At 55.2% G+C, this 21,639-nt stretch carries 16 protein-coding genes; 15 read left to right on the forward strand and 1 reads right to left on the reverse strand.

All coding sequences use genetic code 11. The features are described from left to right. Positions 1-23: 23 nt before the first annotated feature. Both proS and rnr read left to right on the forward strand, forming a co-directional pair. On the forward strand, positions 24-1,553 hold the full coding sequence (gene proS / locus Q0N43_RS04225; RefSeq protein ID WP_295442983.1) for a proline--tRNA ligase: 1,530 nt from the start codon (positions 24-26) through the stop codon (positions 1,551-1,553). Between the two features lie 3 nt (positions 1,554-1,556). Then, on the forward strand, positions 1,557-3,827 hold the full coding sequence (gene rnr / locus Q0N43_RS04230) for a ribonuclease R (RefSeq protein ID WP_295442986.1): 2,271 nt from the start codon (positions 1,557-1,559) through the stop codon (positions 3,825-3,827). An 11-nt stretch (positions 3,828-3,838) separates the two neighbouring features. Here rnr and Q0N43_RS04235 read toward each other — a convergent pair whose 3' ends face one another. Next, complete coding sequence (locus tag Q0N43_RS04235; protein WP_295443031.1) at positions 3,839-4,294, reverse strand: universal stress protein; 456 nt, start codon at positions 4,292-4,294, stop codon at positions 3,839-3,841. Between the two features lie 153 nt (positions 4,295-4,447). On the opposite strand from Q0N43_RS04235, the gene Q0N43_RS04240 reads away from it, so the two are divergent. The 13 genes from Q0N43_RS04240 to Q0N43_RS04300 all read left to right on the forward strand — a co-directional run. Further along, on the forward strand, positions 4,448-5,749 hold the full coding sequence (locus tag Q0N43_RS04240) for a pyruvate dehydrogenase complex dihydrolipoamide acetyltransferase (protein WP_295442989.1): 1,302 nt from the start codon (positions 4,448-4,450) through the stop codon (positions 5,747-5,749). A gap of 90 nt (positions 5,750-5,839) precedes the next feature. Next, positions 5,840-7,231 carry a dihydrolipoyl dehydrogenase gene (gene lpdA / locus Q0N43_RS04245; RefSeq protein ID WP_295442992.1) on the forward strand — a complete coding sequence of 464 codons (1,392 nt, stop codon included), beginning with the start codon at positions 5,840-5,842 and terminating at the stop codon, positions 7,229-7,231. Positions 7,232-7,446: 215 nt separating this feature from the next. Next, positions 7,447-8,751 (forward strand): amidohydrolase family protein, encoded by a 1,305-nt coding sequence (locus tag Q0N43_RS04250; protein ID WP_295442994.1) that lies wholly within the window; start codon positions 7,447-7,449, stop codon positions 8,749-8,751. A 112-nt stretch (positions 8,752-8,863) separates the two neighbouring features. Beyond that, entirely contained in the window at positions 8,864-9,208 is a 345-nt protein-coding gene (locus Q0N43_RS04255) for a hypothetical protein (RefSeq protein ID WP_295442997.1), read from the forward strand. Positions 9,209-9,531: 323 nt separating this feature from the next. Continuing rightward, positions 9,532-10,686: an acyl-CoA dehydrogenase family protein gene (locus tag Q0N43_RS04260; RefSeq protein ID WP_295443000.1), complete on the forward strand. Its 1,155-nt coding sequence runs from the start codon at positions 9,532-9,534 to the stop codon at positions 10,684-10,686. A 17-nt stretch (positions 10,687-10,703) separates the two neighbouring features. Continuing rightward, positions 10,704-11,906 carry a CoA transferase gene (locus tag Q0N43_RS04265; protein WP_295443003.1) on the forward strand — a complete coding sequence of 401 codons (1,203 nt, stop codon included), beginning with the start codon at positions 10,704-10,706 and terminating at the stop codon, positions 11,904-11,906. After that, positions 11,903-13,117 carry an acetyl-CoA C-acetyltransferase gene (locus tag Q0N43_RS04270; protein ID WP_295443005.1) on the forward strand — a complete coding sequence of 405 codons (1,215 nt, stop codon included), beginning with the start codon at positions 11,903-11,905 and terminating at the stop codon, positions 13,115-13,117. The genes Q0N43_RS04265 and Q0N43_RS04270 overlap by 4 nt, the downstream gene beginning before the upstream one ends. Further along, a complete protein-coding gene (locus Q0N43_RS04275) occupies positions 13,114-14,706 on the forward strand; it encodes an acyl-CoA dehydrogenase family protein (protein WP_295443007.1) in 1,593 nt (530 codons plus the stop codon). Before Q0N43_RS04270 ends, Q0N43_RS04275 begins: the two co-directional genes overlap by 4 nt. Beyond that, a complete protein-coding gene (locus tag Q0N43_RS04280; protein ID WP_295443010.1) occupies positions 14,703-15,569 on the forward strand; it encodes a MaoC family dehydratase N-terminal domain-containing protein in 867 nt (288 codons plus the stop codon). Before Q0N43_RS04275 ends, Q0N43_RS04280 begins: the two co-directional genes overlap by 4 nt. Next, the gene (locus Q0N43_RS04285) at positions 15,562-16,719 is read left to right on the forward strand and encodes an acyl-CoA dehydrogenase family protein (protein ID WP_295443013.1); all 1,158 of its coding nucleotides are present in this window, start codon (positions 15,562-15,564) and stop codon (positions 16,717-16,719) included. Before Q0N43_RS04280 ends, Q0N43_RS04285 begins: the two co-directional genes overlap by 8 nt. A gap of 14 nt (positions 16,720-16,733) precedes the next feature. After that, the gene (locus Q0N43_RS04290; RefSeq protein WP_295443016.1) at positions 16,734-17,900 is read left to right on the forward strand and encodes an acyl-CoA dehydrogenase family protein; all 1,167 of its coding nucleotides are present in this window, start codon (positions 16,734-16,736) and stop codon (positions 17,898-17,900) included. A 43-nt stretch (positions 17,901-17,943) separates the two neighbouring features. Beyond that, complete coding sequence (locus Q0N43_RS04295; RefSeq protein WP_295443034.1) at positions 17,944-18,729, forward strand: enoyl-CoA hydratase-related protein; 786 nt, start codon at positions 17,944-17,946, stop codon at positions 18,727-18,729. A 653-nt stretch (positions 18,730-19,382) separates the two neighbouring features. Further along, a partial coding sequence (locus Q0N43_RS04300) for an Ig-like domain-containing protein (RefSeq protein WP_295443019.1) occupies positions 19,383-21,639 on the forward strand: 2,257 nt, incomplete at its 3' end.

The raw sequence follows: 21,639 nt of genomic DNA on the forward strand, positions 1-21,639 counted from the left end.
TCTCATATAAAACAGGTAAGATTTTGATAAAACATGCTTTAAGTGTCACCCGTGCGCAGAATTTCGCTGGCTGGTATCAAGAAGTCATTTCGGAGGCCGATCTGGCCGAGGAATCCGGTGTGCGGGGATGCATGGTCATCCGGCCATGGGGCTATGGCATGTGGGAACGCATTCAGAAACTTATGGACGCAGAAATTAAGGCCGCTGGCGTTGAAAACTGTTATTTTCCATTGTTCATCCCCTTATCCTTCTTTGAAAAAGAGGCCAGCCATGTCGAAGGCTTTGCCAAAGAAATGGCGGTTGTTACGCATCATCGTCTTATCAGCGATGGCAATGGCAAGCTGATCCCAGATCCAGGCTCGAAATTAGAAGAGCCGCTTGTCGTTCGCCCAACGTCAGAAACCGTGATTGGCGCGGCCATGAGCCGCTGGGTGCAAAGCTGGCGCGATTTGCCCTTGATGGTAAACCAATGGGCCAATGTTGTGCGGTGGGAAATGCGCACGCGTATGTTCCTGCGCACAAGCGAATTTTTGTGGCAGGAAGGTCATACTGCCCATGCCGACCGTAGTGATGCGATGCAAGAAACGATGCGCGCACTGGAAATGTACCGCGCGTTTGCCGAAGGTCCGCTGGCTATGCCCGTTGTGGCCGGTGAGAAGCCTGAAAATGAGCGCTTTCCCGGCGCCGTTGCAACCTTCAGCATCGAAGCTATGATGCAGGACGGTAAAGCGTTACAGGCAGGCACGTCGCATTATCTGGGCACTGGCTTTGCCGAAGCATCTGGCATCAAATATCAGGATAAAGAAGGCAATCAGCAGTTCGCGCATACGACAAGCTGGGGCGTGTCCACGCGCATGATTGGCGGCGTTATCATGACGCATGGCGATGATGATGGCCTGCGCTGCCCGCCGCAAATTGCACCGCATCAGATTGTCATCATTCCGATGTTGCGTGATAATGAAGAGGACGAAGCTGTCTTGGCATATTGCCGCAGCCTGCGTTTGGAATTGTTGGCGCTCAACGCCTTTGGTGAACCATTGCGCGTGCTGCTGGACACCAAAGCCGCAAAGGCGTCAAACAAGCGTTGGGCTTGGGTTAAAAAGGGCGCGCCTATCATTATTGAGGTGGGGCCGCGTGATATGGCGGAAGGCAAGGCAGCGGTCATACGCCGCGACCGTCTGTATAAAGACGATGGTAAGCTTGCGACCGCGTTCACGCCGCGTGACGAATTTGTGGCGTCAGCGACAAGCTTGTTGGAGGATATCCAGAACGGTTTATATGCCGAGGCAAAAGCGCGGCTAGAGGCCAATATCCGTCGTGATGTGACCGACCTTTCCCAACATTTCGCGGGCGATGAAGCCAATTTTGCTGGCTGGGTCGAAATACAATGGTCGCGTCCAAGCGGCGAAGCGCTCGACAAGATCGTCGCATTACTCAAGGCGTTGAAAATTACGATGCGTAACAGCCCCATCGACGCTGCTCCTGCCGACGGCCCATGCTTTTTTACAGGCGAGCCTGCGGTGGAACGAATTTTGATTGGGCGGACATATTAGAATATGACCAAATATGCGCAGTTTGAAGGGCTCCCCACCCGCGATCAGATCCTTGAATTTATCAAAACGTCGAAGGACCCTGCGGGCAAACGGGAAATTGCGCGCGAATTTGGCCTGCGCGGTAATGAGAAAATAACGCTCAAGGCGTTGTTGAAGGACATGACCGACGAAGGGCTGATCGACATGGCCCCGGGCCGTGCCTTTCACAAAATGGGCGGGGTGCCGAAGGTTACCGTGCTCAAGATCGTTGCGATTGATGGCGATAGTGCCGTGGCTGTCCCTGAACATTGGGAGGCCGAGGGCATTCCATTGCCCAAAATTCGGGTCCTAGAAACCAAAGGCAAGCGTGGCGCCTTGGGCATTGGTGACCGTATATTGGCGCGAACCGAAGAACGGGGCAGCGGCCACGTCGCGCACATCATGAAAAGGCTCGAAAAGGGCAGCGCGCAGATTTTGGGTGTGGTCGAAGGCGGCGAAAACGGCCGTTACTGGCTGAAGTCTGTCGACAAAAAAACGCGGTTTGATACGCAAATTGGTGACGTTGGCAATGCCAAGGCTGGGGAATTGGTGCTCGCCGAACTGACTGGCAACGCACATAAAAAATCGGCGCGTGTCACGCAAATCCTCGGTGACCCATTTGCGCCCAAAAGCTTCAGCCTGATTGCTATCCACAAGCTCGGCATTCCTTTTGAAATGCCCGAAGCCGCTGAGCGTGAGGCCGAACGTGTACGGGAACTGCCGGTTACCGACGGCCATCGGGAAGACTTACGCCATTTGCCCATTATCGCGATTGATCCGCGCGATGCACGCGACTTTGATGACGCCATCTGGGCGACCCCCAATGCCGACACGGGCGGTTTTGACGCTATCGTCGCGATTGCCGATGTGAGCTATTATGTCCGCCCCGGCAGCGCATTAGACCATGAAGCGTCGAAGCGCGGAAACAGTGTGTATTTTCCCGACCTAGTGGTGCCTATGCTGCCGCACGCACTGTCTTCGGACAAATGTTCGCTGCGGGCAGGGGAGGATCGCGCTGTGCTAGCCTGCCATCTCGCCATCGGCAAGACTGGCCAAGTGACATCATGGCGCTTTACGCGTGCTATCGCCCGAATTGCCGCTAACATTCCTTATCCAGATGCGCAGTCCGCTATCGACGGGCAGATGGAAAACCCGTTGCTGGAAACGGCGCTCAAGCCGCTTTGGGCGTGCTGGCGATTGCTTTCATTGGCGCGGAACAAGCGCGGGCCACTTGAGCTAAACTTGCCGGAAAAGCGGATTACGCTCGACGATGAAGGCCGGGTCACTGGCGTTGCCGTGCGTGAACAGCTTGAAGCACATCGTTTGGTCGAAGATTTCATGATCGCCGCCAATGTTGCTGCGGCAAAGGCGCTGGAGGCCAAAAAGTCATCCTTAATTTACCGCGCACATGAACCACCAAGCCGCGAAAAGCTGGTGGCGCTGAAGGAATATCTGAAGACCTTTGAGATTGAATTTGCGCTTGGCCAAGTGGTTAAGCCTGAGACATTCAACGCGATACTTGAAAAAATCATCGACGAAGAAGTGCGGCCGCAAATCATGGAGGCGGTGTTGCGCAGCCAGACACAGGCATATTATGGCCCAACTAATGTCGGGCATTTTGGCTTGTCATTAGGCAGCTATGCGCATTTCACTTCGCCAATCCGGCGGTATGCCGACCTTATCGTGCACCGCGCATTGGTGAGCGCTTATGGTCTTGAGATGCCCAAGCCAAAACTCGACGACGTTGCGCCCATTACGGGTTTGACAGAGGCTGCGATTACGAAGCTTGCAGCCACAGCAGAGGCCATCAGCCGCACTGAGCGCCGCGCGATGGAAGCAGAGCGCGAGACAACGGACCGCTACATTGCGGCATTTCTTTCTGCGCAAGTCGGGCAAATCGTTCAGGCGCGGATTACAGGCGTACAGAATTTCGGATTTTTCGCGACTGTACAAGGGGTTGGCGGTGACGGCTTGGTCCCTGTCTCAACCTTGGGTAAGGATTATTTCCATTATGACGAGGCAAGCCAGACGTTGATCGGCGAAAAAACGCGGCAGGAATATAGGCCGGGCATGTGTCTTGAATTGCGCTTGGCCGAAGCGAACCCGATTTCAGGGTCGCTGCGCTTTGAATTGCCGGAAGGCGGAAGCTACGCGCCGGACCGTTTCAAGCACAAGGGCAAGCCCAAGGCCGGAAAATATGATGTTGCAAAGCGCGGTAGGCCGGGGAATATCCGGCATCAGGGAAAACGGCGTTAGACCCATATAGCCTAACTCAATTCGTCCAATTGCGCATCGCTGAGCGATCCGGGAATAACCATGACGGGGCAGGGCAGGGTCCCGGCATTCACACCTGTAAAGTGGCTAATCAACGGGCCAGGAGCGCCTTGGGCGGCGGCACCCAGCACGAGCGCGGCGATACCGGGATGTTCCTCCAGCATCACTTTTACAACATCAATAGCCTCGCCAGGCTTAACCGTAATATCAGGGCGAACACCCATTTCGTCGAAGATTGAACCGGCGGCTGCGGTCACAAGCTGTTCCGCCCGGTCGCGCGCTTCTGCCTCCATCGTCGCCTGAACCCCGCCCCACGCGACAAAGTCAGCCTGTTCAACAAGCGCAAGTATGTGGACAGTCCCGCCGGTTTTTGCCGCGCGGCGCGATGCAAACCGGAGCGCAAGCCGTGCTTCCTCGGTCTCGTCAATAACCACTAAATATGTCCGCATAGTATCCCCCGGGGTTATCTTCACCCGCAGCATGTCGTGAATTGTCATAGCCTGCGCGAAATTTGAAGGATTGGCAACCTCATCACGCTTGACGCTTGGGAAAGCTTGGCTATTCGGAGTCAAGTAACGACGTCTATAAAAGGCCAGCACCCGATGCCCACAGAACTCAAAATGCCCGCGCTTTCCCCCACGATGGAAGAAGGCACATTGGCGCGCTGGCTGGTCAAGGAAGGCGACAAAGTCTCTTCCGGCGATTTGCTGGCCGAAATTGAGACCGATAAGGCGACGATGGAGTTCGAAGCGGTGGATGAAGGTATCGTGACCAAGATATTGGTTGCCGAGGGAACCGATGGTGTGAAGGTCGGCGCGGTCATCGCGATGATTCAGGGTGAAGATGATGATGCTGTTGCCGCTGTTGCCCTCCCCCAACCCCTCGCGCCTGCGGGAGGGGAGCAGGTTGATCCAACTCCCCAGCCTGTGAAACCAACCATCAAAACTCCCCTCCCGCAGGCGGGAGGGGTCGGGGGAGGGCCAGCGACATCGCAAACCAATGACCGCATTAAAGCCAGTCCACTCGCCAAACGTATTGCGGTGAACAAGGGTCTTGATCTGACCAGTATTTCAGGCACTGGCCCCAATGGGCGTATTGTGAAAGCCGACGTTGATGCGATCTCCGGCGAAGGCCGGAGCGCCGTTGTCGCACCAGCTCTGGATCCCGGCTTTCTCCGGGAAACACCAGCGCCAACGCAGACAATCGACACTGACATCCCGCATGAGGTCATCAAGCTTAGCAATATGCGCAAGATCATTGCGCGCCGTTTGACGGAGAGCAAGCAGACAGTTCCGCACATTTACCTAACGGTAGATGTCCGCCTTGACGCCTTATTGAAACTGCGCGGCGAATTGAACGCGTCGTTGGAGGCGCGCGGTATTAAGCTGTCCGTCAATGACATGCTGATTAAGGCATTGGCGCTGGCGTTGGTGCAGGTGCCGAAATGCAATGTCAGCTTCGCTGGCGACAATATGCTGCAATACGCCCGCGCCGACATTAGCGTGGCCGTTTCGGTGCCCACTGGCCTGATTACGCCAATTATCATCGACGCCGCGAACAAGTCGCTGTCCAAAATCTCGACTGAAGTGGCCAAACTTGCGGCCCGCGCCAAAGAAGGCAAGTTGCAACCGCACGAATATCAAGGCGGCACCGCGTCGATTTCCAATATGGGCATGATGGGCATCAAGCAATTCGACGCCGTCATCAACCCGCCACAGGCGATGATCCTCGCGGTCGGGGCAGGGGAAAAGCGGCCCTATATCGTCGACGACGCCCTCGCCATCGCGACAGTCATGAGCGCCACCGGCAGCTTCGACCACCGCGCCATCGACGGCGCAGATGGCGCGATGTTTATGAAGATATTCAAGGAGCTGGTGGAGAAGCCCTTGGGGTTGGTGGCTTGAAATGGTGAAGAATGTCACCACCTAACCCCTCTCCCTTCCGCCGCTCCCTCCCTCTCCCGCAAGGGGAGAGGGCTTTAGAGAGAAGCCAAAATGTCTGATTATGACCTCATCGTGCTCGGTTCCGGTCCAGGTGGCTATGTTGCCGCCATTCGCGCTGCGCAGCTTGGGTTGAAAGTTGCGATTGTTGAGCGCGAAAATCTCGGCGGCATCTGCCTTAACTGGGGTTGCATCCCGACCAAGGCTTTGCTGCGGTCGGCGGAGATTTATCATTATATGCAACATGCGGGCGAGTACGGCCTGACGGCGGCGAATATCAGCGCGGATATCGACGCGGTGGTCAAGCGGTCGCGTGGTATCGCCAAGCAATTGAATCAGGGCGTCACGCATCTGATGAAGAAGAACAAGGTTACCGTCCATATGGGTGATGGTAAGCTGATCGCCGCGAACACATTGACTGTCACCAAGGATGGCAAGACCGAAGAGCTTACCGCGAAGAACATCATCGTTGCCACCGGCGCACGGGCGCGGGATTTGCCACTCGCGCCCGCCGATGGAAAGCGCATCTGGACCTATCGCCACGCAATGGTCCCGCCCGAAATGCCGAAGAAGCTGCTCGTGATTGGGTCCGGTGCGATTGGCATCGAGTTTGCGAGTTTCTACAATGATATGGGCGCAGAGGTGACGGTCGTTGAGATGCTGGATCGCATCGTGCCGGTCGAGGACGCCGATGTCTCGGCCTTTTTGGAAAAGGCGCTGACCAAGCAAGGCATGACGATCATGACCGGGGCAGGGGTCGAAAGCCTGAAAGCGACCGCGACGGGGGTGTCGGCATCGATCAAGGGCAAGGATGGCACAATCGTGGCGTCCGAGTTCTCGCATTGCATCGTTGCCATCGGTATAGTCCCGAATACCGAAAATATCGGGTTGGAAGCGCTTGGCGTCGAAATGGATCGTGGGTTCCTGAAAACCGATTCCAGCTGCCGCACCAACGTGCCCGGCCTGTGGGGGATTGGCGACATCACCGTCCCGCCTTGGTTGGCGCATAAGGCAAGCCATGAAGGCGTGATCGCCGCAGAAACCATCGCAGGCGGCCATCCGCACGCGATGAACCCGCTGAACATCCCCGGCTGCACCTATTGCCATCCGCAAGTCGCAAGTGTCGGCCTGACTGAGGCCAAGGCGAAAGAGGCGGGCTATGACGTCAAGGTTGGCAATTTCCCGTTCTTGGGCAATGGCAAGGCCATTGCGTTGGGGGCGGCAGAAGGCTTCGTCAAAACCGTGTTTGACGCCAAAACCGGCGAATTGCTTGGCGCGCATATGGTTGGCGCGGAGGTCACCGAACTGATCCAAGGCTACACCATCGGCAAAACCGCCGAATTGGTCGAGGCCGATTTCATGCAGACCGTATTCCCGCATCCGACCTTAAGCGAGATGATGCACGAAAGCGTGCTCGGCGCATATGGCAAGATGATCCATATGTGAATGAGGCGGTTGGGACCAATACACCAATACAACCGTCACTCTGAACTTGGTTCAGGGTCTATTGTGCCTTTCTAACGTCGGCTTGAGTCGCAATATGGATCCTGAAACATGCTCAGTATGACGTTCATTATATAAGGAAGACGTCGTTTTCGCTGTCCTACACAGCCATTCTTTGCCATCCTTTCCGGCAACTAGAATATGTAGGAAAAACGGATATGGTTTATAGTGTGAACTTGCTGAAGAATCTGGGGGTCTTGGCGTTTTCTGGCGTCTTTATTTTGTCCTCGACTGCACAGGCGCAGACCACGGTCATTACCGCAGACAAGATGGTTGACGTTCTGACTGGCAAGACCGTTGATTTCCCCGCCGTTTTCGTTGGCGCGGATGGTCGCATCACCAGCATCGCCGATGCCCGCACCGTAAAATGGGGTAGCGACGTTACGCATATCAATATGTCTGGCAAAACCATCCTGCCCGGTCTGATTGACATGCATGTGCATTTGGATGGTCCTGCGGACATTGGCGGCTATCGCGGCCTCGAATTCACCGACAGCTTCTGGGGCATGACGGCGGTGGGCGCAGCGCAGGCTATGCTCAACGCTGGCTTTACAACCGTGCGCAATGTCGGTTCAGACAACCGAAATGACATTGGGCTGAAACAAGCCATAGAAAACGGATATGCAACTGGACCACGCATTGTCCCTGCTGGCTATGCTTTGGGGGCAACTGGCGGTCATTGTGACTCGACCTTCCTGCCGCCAAGCCTTGAAGGGGCTTCGAAGGAAGAGGGCATTGCCGATAGCGAAGATGAATTGCGTTATCAGGTGCGTCGCCAGCGGAAATATGGCGCGGAAGTCATAAAGGTGTGCGCCACAGGCGGGGTGTTTTCGCGCAATACCGAACCTGGCCAGCAGCAGCTTTCCGAAGGTGAATTGCGCGTAATAGCAGAAGAAGCGCATCAATGGGGCCTGCGCGTTGCCGCACATGCCCATGGCGGCGACGGCATTAAGGCCGCTATCAAGGCTGGCATCGACACGATTGAACATGCAAGTCTTATCGATGATGAAGGCATAAAGCTTGCCGCCGCGCGCGTGCGTCCTGTGTGGTTCTCGATGGATATCTTCAACACCGACTATACCCAGGCCGAAGGCGCGAAAAATGGCGTATTGGAGGACAATTTGCGCAAAGACCGGGAGGTTGCGCAGATTCAGCGCGACAATTTCCGCAAAGCGCACAAAGCTGGCGTTAAGATGGTCTTTGCCTCCGACGCGGGTGTGATGCCACACGGGCTTGTCGGCGGACAGTTCAAGGTCATGGTGGAATATGGCATGACACCGATTGAGGCCATTCAGGCGGCAACCCACAACGGTGCCCAAGCGCTTGGCCGTGAAAAGGATGTTGGCGCTATCGCCGTTGGTCGCTTTGCCGATATCATCGCCGTCGATGGCGATCCTTTGGCCAATGTGCGGGAGCTGGAGTCCGTCGACGCCGTTGTGAAGGGCGGTAAAATCGTGCGGTAAAAACGCATAGATCAAACTGTCATAGCGCATTGATTGCGCAGTAATGGTTGTGTAACCTATCAAATCAGCGGTCGCTGGACCGTATGGGAATGAACATCAGGGATTTTGGAACATGATCACTATCATCGCAACCGCACTGCTCAGCATGGCCGCCATGAAGGGCGACGCCATGGACAACGCGCGTAAGGCATTCAACAACTGCATGATTGAAGTCCACAATGTTGCAGTCACAGAGAAATCCGCCCCAAGCGCGTTCATCAGAACAACCGATACGGCATGCCCGACAGAACGCGCAGCCTATAAGGACATATTGGTGAAGTCCGAGCGGTCTTATGGTTCAAGCCTAGCCGAAGCAGAGAAGTTTGCTGCCGAAGAGATCCAGATGCTGGTCGACTCGGTGGTGACGAGCTTTAATGAAAATGTCGAGGGTGGCGCGAAATTAACGCCGGAGAAGTAAGGGCTTCAACATGCAATGTCGGTGACTTACGAGTCGCTGGACATGGACCTAACTCGAACAAAATTCAGATGATGAAGTTATCAAACTGAATCTATTGTATTTTTGTAGATTTCACCGTCTATCTGGCGACCTCAGATCGATACACGCTGCCCCGGATGTGGATCAAGCAGGCGGGTTTGAACGCCCAATGTTCTATCGCCATGCCGCTGTTGAACCTAATGTCACGGCCTTCAACAACAGTTTTTCGGATTTACGGCGCAGACATGGTCGGTAAAGAGCGTTTACAGATTTGACATTTTTGTACCTCAGGGGAAGCGGGCATCATGGATAACGATATTTTCGAACAGTTTATCGCGCAGCTTCAGCGCTATGTTCGTGAACGGTTAATTCCCGCGGAAAAGGAAATCCTCGAAACAGACATTATTCCGAACTCGATCCTGACCGAGATGCGCGACATGGGCCTGTTTGGTCTGACGATGCCCGAAGAATATGGCGGCGCAGGAATGTGTATTCAGCAGTATATCCGAACGATGCGTGAATTAAGCTATGCCATGCCATGCTATCGGTCGATCGCGTCCATCAATGTCGGGATGGTGTGTTCAGCATTCAAAAATGGCGGGACGGACGCACAGAAATCAGAATGGTTGCCGCGATTGGCCGCGGGTGAAATCGCCTCTTTTGGTCTGACTGAGCCTGGATCCGGTTCGGATTCTGCCGCTATGCAGACCTTCGCCGTGCAATCGGGTAATGGCTGGGTATTAAACGGGACCAAGCGGTATATCACCAATGCGCCATTTGCTAAAGTCGCGCTGATTATGGCGCGAACGAGTAAGGAAGCCTTACCCAAAAATGCACATGTTTCGGCCTTTATCTTACCGATGAACACGCCTGGCATAACCGTGGGTAGGTCCGATAAGAAAATGGGGCAGGCCGGAAGCCATATTGCCGATATTGTCATGGAAGATGTAAAATTGCCTGCCGATGCCATTTTGGGCGGCGAAGAGGGCAAGGGCTTTGCCTTTGCTATGCAAAGTTTAGACAATGGTCGGCTTTCGGTGGGATCCGCAGCTACGGGCTACGCCCGCCGCGCACTGGACAGCGCATTGCGTTATGCCAATGAACGTAAAGCGTTTGGCGAGCCAATCGCCAATTTTCAACTGATCCAGCAAATGTTGGCGGACAGCGACATCGAAATCTATGCTGCGGAATGTATGCTCGACGACGCTGCCCGCCGCGCTGATGCAGGTGAGAATGTGCTGCGTAAGGCTGCTGCGGCAAAGGTGTTTGCTACCGAAATGTGTGGGCGCGTTGTTGACCGCGTGGTTCAAATTTACGGTGGCGCTGGCTATCTCGCGGAATATGATGCGGAACGTTTCTACCGTGACGCCCGCATTTACCGGATTTATGAAGGCACAACGCAAATTTTGCAGCTTCAAATTGCCAAACATATGCTGCGTGAATGGGCTGCCCAATCCTGATGTCGGAAGCCTGATGCATGTATGATTTGTTGGACGGTTTGAAGATTATCGAGGCGTCGTCCTTTGTGGCGTCGCCGACGGCGGGGCTATATTGTGCGCAGTTCGGCGCAGAGGTTATCCGTGTCGATCAGGTTGGTGGCGGCCCGGATTATCATCGCTGGCCAGTGACTGAGGCGAATGACTCATTGTATTGGGAAAATCTAAACCGCGCCAAAAAGTCGGTAGCACTTGATTTATCTAGCCCACAAGGGCGAGAAATACTGCAAGAATTGGTGCGCGCTACGGGCCAATTTATTACTAATTTCCCCGCAGAGGGCTTTCTGTCGCACGCAAAACTGGCGGAAGGTCGCGCTGATCTTGTAACCGTGCGGGTCATGGGCTGGGCCGACGGTGCACCAGCCCTTGATTATACCGTTAATAATGCCGTTGGTTATCCCATGATGACTGGGCCTGGTCCCGAACCCGTCAACCATGTTCTGCCGGCTTGGGATGTCATCAGCGGCGCCTATGCTGCATTTGCCATGCTGGCTGCCATTCGCAGGCGCGAACAAACCGGGGAGGGCAGTGAGGTCCGCGTTCCCCTGTCGGACGTCGCCATCGGCACAGTAGCCAATCTGGGCGGTATAGCCGAAGTGCTGCATAACAAGGCCAATCGTCCTCGGCTTGGCAACGCGGTCTATGGTTTGTTTGGGCGTGATTTTGTCACGAAAGACAATATACGCACGATGATTGTCGTTGTCACACACCGCCAATGGGCAAATCTAATCGGTGCGCTTGGTTTGGCAACTCAAGTGGAAGCGATAGAGGCAGAGCGCGGCGTTAGCTTCGCCAAAGACGATGGACTTCGCTTTGAACATCGAGATACGCTTTATCCGTTGTTTGAAAGGGCGATTGGTTCGCTCGATCACGCGGTAATGGCTTCAACGCTTGATGCGGCAGGAATTGTCCATTCGGCCTATCGTACCATGTTGGATGCTGCGCATGATCCACGCTTGGTCGGGAACAATCCCATGTTTTCCGACTTTGACGCGAACCCATCGGGTTTCAATTATCCTGCCGCTGGTGCCTTTGGCAGTATTCCCCAATTGCAGCGTGGTGACGCAAAGGCAGCGCCGCGCAATGGGCAGCATAGCGAGGAAATATTGAGCTCGTCGCTCGGCCTATCCTCAGGCGAAATCGCCCGTCTCATCGACTCTGGAATATTAGGAATTGCCAAATGAATACGCTTCGCCGTGCCGCTATCGTCGCCCCCATCCGCACGCCCGTCGGTAAATTTGGCGGCGCGCTCTCGTCCTTAAATGCAGGCGATTTGGGCGGTATCATCCTCAAGGCACTGATTGAACTGACAAAAATTGATCCGTTGCGCGTCGACGACGTTGTTTTTGCCCAAGGCTATGGCAATGGCGAAGCACCCTGCATTGGGCATTGGGCGTGGCTTGCGGCGGGTCTGCCCATTGAGGTGCCTGGTTATCAAGTAGACCGTCGTTGTGGTTCCGGTCTGCAAGCCATCGTGAATGCCGCAATGATGGTTCAAACGGGGGTAAGCGACATTGTCGTAGCCGGTGGATGTGAAAGCATGTCCAATGTTGAACATTATACCACGGACGTTCGCAAAGGCGTTCGTGTGGGCAATCTGACGCTGCATGATCGCCTGACGCGTGGGCGGGTAATGAGCCAGCCAGTAGAGCGCTTTGGCGTAATAAGTGGTATGATAGAGACCGCTGAAAATTTGGCGAAAGACCATGATATCAGCCGCGAAGCTTGTGATGCGTATGCCGCACGGTCACACCAGCGCGCGGCGGCGGCATGGGCAAATGGCCTGTTTGACGATGAGTTGGTGCCAGTGCGCATCGCGCAAAGGAAAGGCGATCCAGTCATCTTTGATCATGATGAAGGCTATCGCGCCGATGCTACGCTCGAAACAATGGCTGCTTTACGGCCGCTGGAAGGTGGCGTGGTAACTGCGGGCAATGCGAGCCAGCAAAATGACGCTGCTGCTGCATGCCTTGTTGTGGCCGAGGACAAGTTGGAAGAACTCGGGCTTGAACCCATTGCCTATTTCCACAGCTGGGCTGCGGCTGGCTGTGAGCCGTCGCGTATGGGCTATGGTCCGGTTCCTGCGACGCAGCGTCTGTTTGCGCGCAACGGCCTGAGCTGGAGCGACATCGGCCTCATTGAATTGAATGAGGCGTTTGCGCCTCAAGTACTGGCCTGTCTAAAGGGATGGGGCTGGTCCGATGATGACAGCCGCCATGACATGCTCAATGTCAACGGTTCGGGTATCTCGCTTGGCCATCCGATTGGTGCAACCGGTGGTCGTATATTGGCGAACCTCACCCGCGAAATGCATCGCAGGGACGTCCGTTTCGGGCTTGAAACGATGTGCATTGGCGGCGGTCAGGGGATTGCGGCGGTATTTGAACGCGCATGAATTTTGCAGCCGCTCTAAAAGCTGCGGAGCGTTACCGCGATGCGGCAAAATCGGCACTCGTGGCGCGTCTGGCGCAGCGTCCTATTGATAGCGACCAACGCGTCGCACATGGTTTTGCTTGGGTTGCCACCAGCGTTGCCGGGTTGGAAGCCGTTAGCCGATGGCTCGATAGCAATGACGGCGGGACACTGCTTGACCAACATATAGCGTCGCTGATTTTTGCCGAAACATTGGGGCAACTGACTGGCGGTTTGCCGATGGGGCAGAATGAGATTTTCCGCCCTGTCGATCTTGGGATTAGCACTGCGGCGCAGTCACTTGCCCAAGACTGCACTTTCTGGCTCGACAGCGACCAAGCCAAAACGCGCGCTGCTGTGGCGCAGGCTTTGGCAGATGGCCAAATGCCAAGCGAGACGCTGCACGACGCCGAATTGGATGCGATCCGCGACCAATATCGGCGATTTACGACAAGCAGGATAATGCCAAACGCCCACAAATGGCACCTTGCGAACGACCTAATCCCCGATGCAACCATCGCAGAAATGGCCGAGCTTGGTACTTTTGGGGTGTGTATTCCGACCGAATATGGTGGGTTGGGATTATCGAAGCTGGTGATGTGCGTGGTGACAGAGGAACTGTCGCGTGGTTGGATTGGTGCAGGCTCGCTTAGTACAAGGTCTGAAATTGCTGGCGAACTTATCGCGATGGGCGGCACACGCCCGCAAAAGGCCTATTGGCTCCCGAAGATCGCTAGCGGTGAAATATTGCCGACGGCGGTGTTTACAGAGCCTGATACCGGTTCCGACCTTGGCGCATTACAGACACGGGCGCGGCGTGATAATGGAAATTGGATCATCGACGGGTCAAAGACTTGGATCACCCATGCAAGTCGCTCCGACCTTATGACCATGCTCGTGCGCACGGCGCCCGATGTGAAGGGCTATGCAGGATTGTCCATGCTGCTGGTGCCAAAACCGCGCGGAACGCAGACGGCTGCATTCCCGGCTGAGGGCATGTCGGGTAGCGAAATTGAAGTGCTCGGTTACCGCGGCATGCGCGAATATGCGCTGCAATTTGACGGTATGATTGCCCCTGATGACGCCTTGTTGGGCGGCGAAGAAGGGCAGGGCTTTAAACAGTTGATGCGCACATTCGAAGGCGCGCGTATCCAGACAGCGGCGCGGGCCGTTGGTGTTGCGAAACGCGCTCTGGAGCTGGGTTTGGACTATGCCGCCAACCGCAAACAATTTGGTAAAGCTATCATCGGCTTCCCGCGCGTTGCCGACAAAATAGCGATGAGCGTGGCTGACTTTGTGATGACGCGTGAACTGACTTATGCGGCCGCACGCGCAAAAGATTCCGGCAAAAGATGCGATATTGAGGCCGGCATGGCGAAACTGCTGGCGGCGCGCGCGGCGTGGAGCAATGCAGATGCGTGCTTACAAATTCATGGCGGCAACGGCTATGCGCTCGAATATGAAATCAGCCGCGTTTTGTGCGATGCACGGATATTGAATATATTTGAAGGCGCCGCCGAAATTCAGGCGCAAGTGATCGCCAAGGGTCTGATGGAGGGGCGCAATTCATGAGTATTTGGGATGCGTGGATTGGGCGCGAGGAAATGCGGACAGATCGCATCGAATATGGTCTAGTGGTGCGCTGGCTTGCCACCTTTGATCGTTCGGCTACCGGCATTGGCACGGTGCCGCAGGGGCTACATTGGTGTCTGTGCGTGCCAGAGACGGCGACGGCGCAACTGGGTCCAGACGGCCATCCTGCGCGTGATGACAGCCCAAAAAGCTTTCTTCCACCCGTGCCCTTGCCGCGCCGGATGTGGGCATCCAGCAAAGTGGATTTCTTGGCACCCTTGAATGTGGGTGAGGCTGTTACCCGCAGGTCGCGCATCCAATCCATCACCGAAAAATCAGGGGGTTCGGGCCAACTGCTATTTGTTGATGTGGCGCATGAAACTCTCGGCGAAAGCGGCATTGCGGTTCGCGAGGTGCAGAGCATCGTATATCGTGAAGCTGCTGCGCCAAACGCTGCTTTATCACCGCCTGAAAATGGCTTGGGAAGCTTCGATACAGAGGGTTGGGGCATCCACCGCATGCTCGTACCAAGCGAGCCGATGTTATTCCGTTTCTCAGCGCTGACCTTTAACAGTCACCGGATTCATTATGATCTGCCTTATGCCCAAGGGGAAGAGCGCTATCGCGGCCTTGTCGTTCATGGCCCGTTGACCGCGACATTATTACTAGATTTGGCGCGGCGGGAATATGGCGATAATGCGCTCGCACATTTTTCCTACCGGGGCCTTTCGCCAGCAATCTCGGGTGAGGCTTTGCATCTTGTGATGCGTGGATCGGGCAATGACATCGAAATGGCCGCTTTTGCTGCCGACGGACGGCAAGTGACCGCTGCAACCGCTCAAAGGAAACAACAGAATGTCTGAAAGCCCGGATATCACGGAAATCCGCCGTGCAGTGCAGGCATTATGTGCGGAGTTTCCCGGCGAATACTGGCGGGAAAAAGACCAAACCCGTGCCTATCCGGGTGAATTTGTCGATGCGCTGACGAAAGCGGGGTTTCTCGCCGCCCTGATCCCGGAAGCTTATGGTGGTTCGGGGCTAAAGCTTGATGCCGCAGCTGTGATCATGGAAGAGATTCAGGCAGCCGGCTGCAATGGTGCATCGGCCCACGCACAGATGTATATCATGAACACGTTGTTGAGATATGGCAGCGAAGAACAGAAGCAGGAGTATCTGCCACGTATTGCAACAGGAGAGCTACGTCTGCAGGCCTTTGGTGTTTCTGAACCAACCAGCGGCACGGACACGCTTTCGTTGCGGACTGTCGCTGTGCGGGACGGTGACGAATATGTCATCAATGGCCAGAAGATCTGGACCAGTCGTGCGGAATATTCTGACCTAATGATGTTGCTGGCACGCACGACCCCGCGTGAAGAAGTGGCCAGCAAGACCGAAGGGCTCTCCATCTTCTTGGTTGATATGCGCAAAGTGGTCGGGAACGGCATGACCATCAAGCCGATCCGTACGATGATGAATCATTCAACAACCGAAGTGTTCTTTGACGATATGCGGATTCCAGCGTCTGCACTGATCGGTGAGGAAAGCAAGGGGTTCCGCTATATTCTCTCGGGCATGAATGCAGAGCGCATATTGATTGCTGCGGAATGCATTGGTGACGCCAAATGGTTTATCAAAAAAGCGAGCGACTACGCCAGCGAGCGCAATGTTTTTGGCCGCGCGATCGGTCAGAATCAGGGCGTCCAATTTCCTATCGCCCGTTGCTATGCGCAAATGTGCGCGGCGGAGTTAATGGTGCATCATTCGGCACAAGTGTTTGATGCAGGTGGTAATCCTGGCGCAGAAGCCAATATGGCTAAGCTGCTGGCATCCGAAGCAAGTTGGGCTGCTGCGGATATGTGCGTCCAAACCCATGGTGGCTTTGGTTTTGCCGAAGAATATGACGTCGAACGCAAATTCCGTGAAGCACGTCTTTACACCGTTGCCCCGATCAGCACGAACCTGATCCTAAGTTATCTTGCCGAGCATGTTCTCGGTCTTCCCCGCAGCTATTAACGCAAGGATACGCCATGAATTTCGAACTCGCTGAAGAGCATAAAATGCTCAAAGACCTAACCCGAAAATTTGTGGAATCCCAGCTTATGCCGTTAGAAAGCATTGTGCTAGCCCGCGAGACAGAGGGCAAAGGCAGTTATCTGACCATAGACGAACAGGCGCGTGTTGATCTCGTGTCAAAGGATTTAGGACTGTGGGGTCTGGATGCGCCGGAGGAAGTGGGCGGGATGAACCTGCCGATGGTTGCCATGGTTGGTGTTGGCGAAGAACTTGGACGGACCGTCACCCCATACACAATCCCGCCAGATTCGCCCAATTTGCGCATGATGATGGCTGCTGCGGATGAAAAGCAGCGCGAACATTATCTGGCGCCTTATGTGCGCGGCGAGACCATCTCTGCTATTGGTATATCGGAACCGGGCGCTGGAGCCGACCCGCAATTGATGAAAACCACCGCCGTTCAGGATGGAGACGACTGGATTATCAACGGCCGCAAAATCTGGATCACAAAGGCGGACGAGGCCGATTTCACCATATTGATGGCCGTGACGGACAAAAATACCGAAGGCCGAAACGGCATGTCGGCATTTCTGGTGGACCGTGAAACACCGGGCTTTAATGTCTTGCGCAAAATTCCGATGATCGACGGCACCGCGACCTATGAAATTGCGCTCGATGATTGCCGCGTTCCGGGATGGAAATTGCTTGGCAAACGCGGACAGGGGTTTTTGCCTATGCAAGTCCGGTTGGGCACAAGGCGGATAGAAATGGCGTCTTGGTCGATTGGCATGGCGCAGCGGGCGCTTGATATGATGATCGCATACGCGCCGCAACGCGTGACATTTGGCAAACCATTATCGTCACGCCAAACGGTGCAGAATTGGGTCTCAGATGCCGCCACGCGGATTCACGCCATGCGGTTGATGACATATGACTGCGCGTGGAAAATGGATGAGGGGCATGATACCCGTCAAGAAATTTCGATGATCAAATCCTATTGTACCGAAACTGCCTATGACATTGTCGACCATGCGATGCAGATGTTTGGCGGGATGGGCATGACGCGCGAAATGCCGCTATATCTGCTTTCCAACAAGTTGCGGACGATGCGCATTTATGATGGGCCAAGCGAAATTCACAATTGGGTGGTCGCACGGGACTTGCTCGGAACGCGCGACTGAATTAGGCAACCAGACAATGATCGCCGGAGGAGGGCGCGTAATGATGACGTATGAAACGATTACTTTGGATGTAACCGACAGGATCGCAACTATCACCCTCAACCGTCCCGAACGTATGAACGCGTGTTCGCTCGAAATGGCAGCGGAAATAAACGATGCCCTTTCCAATGATCTTGGCGATGCACGGTGTCTTGTCATTACGGGCACAGGGCGTGGCTTTTGTTCAGGCGCGGATCTCTCCGCACGCGGCGACCGATCGGTTACCCGGGGGGAGGGCAGCTACATCGCACTCACTCGGCATTATAACCCGTTGATGATGAACCTCGCGCGGCTGAATATACCCATCGTCACCGCGATCAACGGCGCGGCTGCGGGGGTTGGTTGCTCCATTGGTCTATGCGGCGATTTTGTTATCGTGGGTAAGTCAGGCTATTTCCTTCAGGCGTTTGTCAATATCGGCCTCGTCCCCGACGGTGGTGCATCATGGATGCTACCCCGCTTGGTGGGCAAAGCGCGCGCGACGGAAATGATGTTGCTCGGTGAGAAAATCAGCGGTGAAAAAGCGGCTGATTGGGGTATGATCTACAAATGCGTGGAAGATGAAGCATTGCACACAGAAGCCCGCGCACTTGCGACGCGGCTCGCCAACGGCCCGACGGTGGCCTATGCGGTGATGCGCAAAAATATTTTAACCGCGCTGGAAAACTCTTACGCTGAACAATTGCTCGCTGAAGCCGAAGGGCAACGGATTGCTGGTAATACCGGCGATGCAAAAGAAGGTTCGCTGGCCTTCATAGAAAAGCGCAAAGCAGGTTTTACCGGGCAATGAGACGTGGTGGCAAGCTGATCTGAACGGGCTGGTGGTTGCAAGCTGTGCCCTCTTGTCCGTCAACGCCCAATATTGCGATGTGCCTAGTAGGCGTGCAGGTATGCGGTGCCGTCGGTTAGGGCAAATAGACTTCCTGCAACCCATCATGGTCGTAATCGGCGGCGGCAAGTACTTTGCTGATGTTTTCGATGTTGAGGTCGATGCACCTTTTACCCTTGACGATCCTCAAAGCGATGATTAAAAAACTGAGATACTAGTTCAAAAGCCTTCTTACAATGTTTGTACAGATGATGCAAAAAACTGATTTCATTGTAAATTCCACCCCAATCGGCGCCTTTTATAGTCCGTGGGCTCCCTCGGTTGCGACGCTTCCCGATGGAACCTCACTTATAGCTTGGGTCAGCTACAATAGCACGACAAGCACGGACTGTGAGATTCGTGCTCGTTGGATCGGTGCAGACGGCCAACCACTTGGCGATGACTTCTCGGTCAACACGACCACACAAGAATTTCAGTGGCAGCCAACTGTTACTGCGACCGCCAGTGGGAAAGTGTTTCTCGCCTGGGACAGCGGCGATGGTAGTGACGGGGACGGTGTCGGAGTACGCGGCGTTCTCCTTGATCCGCTTGACCGCGTTCCCCCGGCCGATTTTTTGATCAATCAGCCGGCGGTTGGCGAAGGTATATATAATGGACAGAATAACCAGCAGGACGTTTCCCTCACTCCGCTTGCGGATGGCCGTGTATTCGCTAGTTGGACCAGCTACGACGGCAGCGATGGTGATGGCTATGCAATCCGCGGGCGTTTTTTCACGTCTGTCGGGACACCTACTGGCAATGACTTCCTGATCAACCAGGCGGGCAAAGGTGCACAATATAGCCCGAGTTCGACCGTGCTCACGGATGGACGCATTCTTGTCACTTATTTAAGTACCAGCTACACAGACGGCACTAGTAGCCTTCTAGGCCGTATTGTTGGCCCCGACGGGGCTACGCAGGCGAGCGAACTCGCTATAAGCAGCACATCTGCTGTCTGGACATATTCTGCCGAAGTCACCGCACTCACGGACGGTGGCGCGCTTGTAGTGTGGTTCCAGTCCGGTCCGCGCATCGACGATCCCGAAGGTGGGAATCCGAGTTACGGCCCTGGCACCGTGCGGGCTCGCGTAATCGGCAGTGATGGCCAGGCAAAAGGCGCCAACTTCGCGGTTAATTCAACGGCGCTCGACTTTTCCTACGCCAAGCCCGCCTTAACGAGCCTCGTTGATGGTCGAGTACTCGTAGTCTGGCATTCGGGCGACAGTGGCGACGGTGATCCGGGCTCCCTTCGTGGCCGTATGATCGGAGCTGATGGGACGCTTATCGAAACAGACTTCGTGATCAACACCACACCAATCAACAATCAATCCTCCCCAGCATTATCCGCGCTTGATGATGGCCGTGTTCTGATTAGTTGGACAAGCGATGACGCTATGACTGCGGGTCCTGTCACCCGCGCGATCGTCATAAGCCCTAGCATTGGAACCGCTGCCGCAGATCGGATCACGGGTTCGTCGGTTCAGGACATCCTAATGGGCCTAAGCGGCAACGACCTCCTCGTGGGCGCGGGCGGCGACGACCAGTTGATGGGCGGAGATGGCGCAGACGAGCTTATAGGTGGCGATGGCAACGACACGGTAGATGCGGGCTCGGGCGACGACCTGATCGTCGGCGGCGATGGTGCCGGCAACGATATTTATGACGGTGGCTCGGGTATCGATACGGTTAGATATATAAGCTCCAAGGCCGGTATCACCGTGGACCTTAGCGCAGGCAGCGCGGCCTCGACGGCAGGAAGCGATGCGGCGGGTATCGGCACAGACCAACTATCGGGTATCGAGAACATCATTGCGGGCAATTATGCAGATAACCTGGTGGGTTCAGGCCTGGCGAACCGCATCGAGGGCATGGACGGTAACGATACGATCGATGGTCGCGGTGGTGCAGACACTCTGATTTCCGGGGGTGGAGATGATAATTTGACCGGCGGCGCGGGCAATGATGATCTCAATGGGGGCAGCGGCACAGATACGGCATCATTCGCTGGCCGCCGCTCGGAATATTCGATCGTTGTAACAGCAACCGGTTACGTGATCACGGATAATTTGGGACGTGATGGCGTCGATACGCTGAGCAATATCGAGAGGCTCTCATTTGCCGATCAGGTGGTTGCGTTAATAGCCGATACAGCCCCGACCGTCTCCTCGATCGCGTACGGCACGAACGACGGAAAGCTGTCGGTGGGTGAGTTAGTGACGCTGAACGTTACCCTGAGCGGAGCGGTTAATGTGACCGGCACGCCAACCATTGCTTTGGCAAACGGAGGTATAGCAACGTATATAGGTGGCACCGGCACCAGCATGCTTACCTTTAGCTATACACCAGCCGCCGGTCAGGACACCGCAGACCTTGCGACTGCTGTGAGCAATGCGCTTACCGGTACGATCAAGGACCTTCCCGGCTATGGAATCACCGCTGCAGGCTTCAACGGCGTTAATCCTAACGGCACGCTTGCCGTAGATGTGACAGCTCCTACGGTCTCGACCTTCACGCCCACTGACGGCTTGACTGGTGTTGCGGTGGGTTCCAACATCGCGCTGACCTTCTCCGAGGCCATCGTGCGTGGTACAGGCACGATCACGCTGCGCTCAGGCTCAGCCACCGGCACCATCGTCGAGAGCTTTAATGCTGCCACCAGCAACCGCCTGACCGTGTCAGATAAAACACTCACCATTGACCCAACCAGCGATCTTGCCCTTAACACTCAGTATTTTGTGGTGTTCACATCGGGCAACATCAAAGACACAGCAGGCAACAACTACGCCGGCACCAGCACATACGACTTCAGAACGGTCAACATCATAAATGGCA

It is taken from the genome of Sphingorhabdus sp. EL138 (assembly GCF_945882965.1).
In the GTDB taxonomy this organism is placed as follows: Bacteria; Pseudomonadota; Alphaproteobacteria; order Sphingomonadales; family Sphingomonadaceae; genus Sphingorhabdus_B.